A 3,710-nucleotide genomic window follows, 5' to 3' on the forward strand; every position below is an offset into this window, starting at 1 on the left:
CGACGGCGACGACGAGCGTCCCCGTCTCCAGTCGGTCGCCGTCGAACACCGGTTCGGTGCTGGTCGTCGCCGTCACGACGCGTTCGACCCCGCCAGCACCTCGTCCGGCGAGTCGACGGCCGACACGTCCACGTCCGGCAGTCGCGCGCGCAGGTCCGCGGCGCACGCCTCGCGGGAGTCCGACGGGGAGTAGATTCGCACCCGTTCGAGGTCCGTCGCCGCCGCGACGGCGCGCGTCTGCCACCGCGCCTGCGCGCCCGCGCCGAACACGCCCAGTCGGACGGGGGCGTCGGCGAGTTCCCGCGCCGCCAGACCGCCGATACACCCCGTCCGCGCGTTCGTCACGCGAGTGCCGGCGAGGTAGGCGAGGGGGAGTCCCGTCTCGGCGTCCGTGACGGCAATCTGCGCGTTCACGGTCGGCAGTCCCTTCTCGGCGTTCGACTCGTGGACGGCGGCGAGTTTCGTCGCGTACGTCGGGTCGCCGTGGACGTAGGCGGGCATCGTCAGCGCGGTGCCGGGCGTCTCCGCCCCGACTGAGTAGTGCGGTCGCGGCGGCCGTTCGACCTCGCCGCGGCCCTGTTTCACGAACGCCCGCTCTATCTCGGGCAGGAGGTCCGGCAGGGAGAGCAACGAGGCGACCCGTTCGTCCGAGAGGACGCGTACGTCGGTCATGTCTCCCCGTTCGACGCGGAGGCGAATCGTTCTTCCGCCTGCGCGGCGAGGGGCTCGCTCGCCGCCAGCTACCGTGGGTGACATTCATACCCACCGCAATCGAAGCGGAACCATGCACGTCGTCATCGTCGGCGGGGGCGTCGTCGGACTGTCGTCCGCCCACGCACTCGCCGAACGCGGCGCGGACGTGACGCTCTGCGAGGCCGGCACGCTCGGCGGGGGCAGCACCGGCCGGGCCGCCGGCGGGATTCGGATGCAGTTCTCCACGCCCGTGAACGTCGACCTCTCCGTCGCCAGCGTCCCCGTCTGGGAGTCGTTCGAGGAGCGGTTCGGCGTCGACATCGACTACCGGCGGAACGGCTACCTGTTCCTCGCGCGCGAGGCGTCGACGGCCGCCGACTTCGAGTCGAACGTCGAGATGCAGACGGCTCGCGGCGTCCCCAGCCGACTGCTCTCGTCCGCGGAGGCGACCGAAGTCTGTCCGGAACTCCGCGCCGACGAGTTCGTCGCCGCGACGTACTGCCCGGACGACGGCGTCGCCGACCCGCACTCGGCGGTGCAGGGCTACTCGCGGGCCGTCGACGAGGCGGGCGTGGACGTGCGGACGAAGACGCCGGTCACGGGGCTGGACCGCGAGGGCGACGGCTGGCGCGTCGAGCGCCCGCGGAGACGTTCGCGGCCGACGCCGTCGTCAACGCCGCCGGCGCGTGGGCCAGACGCGTCGGCCGCCTCGCCGACGTGGCGCTCCCCGTCGCGCCGCGCCGCCGACAGGCCGCCGTCGTCGAACCCGAACGCCCCCTCCCCGAGTCCGTCCCGCTCACCATCGACCTCGACAGGGGCGCGTACTTCCGCCCCGAACGCGAGGGGACGGCCCTCGTCGGCGGCCACTTCGCCGACGAGGACCCGGACGTGGACCCCGACGACTTCTCGGAGTCGCCCGATTTGGCGTGGACGGCCGAGGCGGTCGAACGCGCGGCGGACGTGGCGCGCTACTTCGGTCCCGAGACGCGCGTCCGGAACGGGTGGGCCGGCCTGTACGCCGTCACGCCCGATCACCACGCCGTCGTGGACGAGGTGGCGCCGGGGTTCGTCGTCGCCGCGGGGTTCTCCGGCCACGGCTTCCAGCACGCCCCCGCGACGGGCCGGTGCGTCGCCGAGTTGTGTCTCGACGGCGCGGCGTCGCACGTCGACGTCTCTGCGCTGTCGCTGGACCGGTTCGAGGCCGACGACGAGGAACTGGTCGAACAGAACGTGGCGTGAGGGGGTCGCGCGTCGCCGTCACGCCGGACCGGACGGTTATTCGCTCCGTCGCCCGGACGCGGCCTTCCAGTCCATCGTGACGGTGATGCTCTCTCTGCTCCCGCGGAGGATGGACGACCGTTCGCGCACGCCGATTTCGTAGGCGAGCGACGACCGCGGGCTGAGCCGTATCCGCTTGTTGCCGACGCTGACGTCCGCGTCGCCGCCGCTCTCGATGGCGTCCGCGAGCGCTCGCAGGCGGCTGGCGGCCTCTTCGCGCGTGAGTTTCTCCGCGTTGAGCGTCTTGCTGACCATGTCCGGTGCTGAGGGCGGTGCGCGAATAAAGCGCACGGCCGTCTCGGTCGGCGCGACGGGCCGTCCGCCCCGGTCGTGCCCCTCCGTCAGACGCCGGGGATGCCGAACGCCGCGAACCTGAACAGTCCCAGCGCCGCGAGGGCGTAGAGGACGAGAGCGGCCACCAGCCACGCGACGCCGCCGATGGTCGCCGCCGCCAGCCAGCCGCCGGGGTACTGCCAGTTGATGACCCCTATCCACGCGGCGAGCGCGAGTATCGGGCCGAGGAGCGGAATCCACCCGAGGAAGAACGCGACGACGGCCCAGACGAGGGCACCGACGAAGGCGGTGAACACCGCGCGCCCGTAGCCCACGTCTCTGTCGATGATGAGGCGCGCGCCGGTGTGGATACCGACGGCACCGATGAGGAGGTTGACGACGAAGACGAATATCGCGCCGCCCAGCGACCGACTCGGACCGCCCCCCTGCAGCAGGAGGGGTTCGAGTTCGAGCATCTATCGACCCCTCCGGACGGTCGGTCGAGACGGCGACTCTGTCGCTCCGGTGCGTCGCGGCCAGCGAGTCGGACGTGGCACACTCATCCCGGTGTATCGATGTCCGGCGGCAGACATGAAGCTGCGGGCCGGGGGCGCGCGGCGTCGAAGACTGACGCGGGGCGTCGAACGTCGACGGCGCGCGTCGGACGTGCTACGCCGTCGCACGGAGTCGGAACCGTTTTGTCCCGCGACTCGCTCGTTGGGACCATGCCGACCGGACCCACCGACGGCGGAGGCGTCGCGTCCGAACCGACCGCAACCGACGGGTTCGGCTTCTTCTTCGGGGTCGACTGACGAGCGCGATTGTCGTCTCGCGCCGGGGTCGCTGCCGCGACGGCGGCGACCACCGTCGCACCGATGCAATCGCGCTCGTGAGGGCGGCGGACTCGTCGCCGGGTGCCGGCGCGGCACACGCCGTCCCGACGGCCGCCGGCGACGAAACCGCCCGAACCGGCCCCGTGCGAGCGGTCTCGCTCGCGCGCTTCGGAACTGCTAACTGGCCTTCGGCCGGTAGACGCGACAACGACCGACGCGAACACGAAATGAAACTACCCGAATCACAGGTCGCGGTGTTGAACGCCGCGAGTGCGACGGACGCAACGACCGTCGGCGAACTCGCCGACGAGACGGGACTGAAACCCGAGACGGTGACGCAGGCCGCCTTCGAACTCCGCGACGAGGGCTACGTCGCCGTCGAGGAGGCGGAGGCGGTGACGCACGAACTCACCGAGGAGGGCCGCGAGTACGTCGAGTCCGACCTCCCCGAGGTGCGACTCTACCGCGCCGCCGTCGAGCGGGCGCGACGGACGACCCGGTGCCGATGGGGCAGGTCATCGGCGCCGCCGGACTGGGCGGCCCCGAGGTTGACATCGCCCTCGCGAACTTCGGCCGGAAGGGCTACGGCGACATCGACGGCGGCGAACTCGCCGCCGACGGCGACGCGGACGC

Annotated in this window: 2 protein-coding genes and 3 pseudogenes; 2 read left to right on the top strand and 3 right to left on the bottom strand. The window is 72.1% G+C overall.

Going from position 1 to position 3,710, the window contains the following annotated elements:
- Window positions 1-672: pseudogene (locus GJ632_RS20260) on the bottom strand (ornithine cyclodeaminase family protein); the annotation flags it as partial.
- 112 nt (window positions 673-784) lie between these two features.
- Between GJ632_RS20260 and GJ632_RS20265 the strand changes: the two are divergent.
- Window positions 785-1,932: pseudogene (locus tag GJ632_RS20265) on the top strand (NAD(P)/FAD-dependent oxidoreductase).
- 36 nt (window positions 1,933-1,968) lie between these two features.
- Here GJ632_RS20265 and GJ632_RS20270 read toward each other — a convergent pair.
- Window positions 1,969-2,226 (bottom strand): amphi-Trp domain-containing protein, encoded by a 258-nt coding sequence (locus GJ632_RS20270; RefSeq protein ID WP_089803712.1) that lies wholly within the window; start codon window positions 2,224-2,226, stop codon window positions 1,969-1,971.
- 86 nt (window positions 2,227-2,312) lie between these two features.
- The gene (locus GJ632_RS20275; protein ID WP_089803711.1) at window positions 2,313-2,720 is read right to left on the bottom strand and encodes a hypothetical protein; all 408 of its coding nucleotides are present in this window, start codon (window positions 2,718-2,720) and stop codon (window positions 2,313-2,315) included.
- Window positions 2,721-3,304: 584 nt separating this feature from the next.
- Here GJ632_RS20275 and GJ632_RS20280 point away from each other — a divergent pair.
- Window positions 3,305-3,710: pseudogene (locus tag GJ632_RS20280) on the top strand (phenylalanine--tRNA ligase subunit alpha); the annotation flags it as partial.

The sequence above is a fragment of the Halogeometricum sp. CBA1124 genome (assembly GCF_009741955.1).
Lineage (GTDB): Archaea > Halobacteriota > Halobacteria > Halobacteriales > Haloferacaceae > Halogeometricum > Halogeometricum rufum.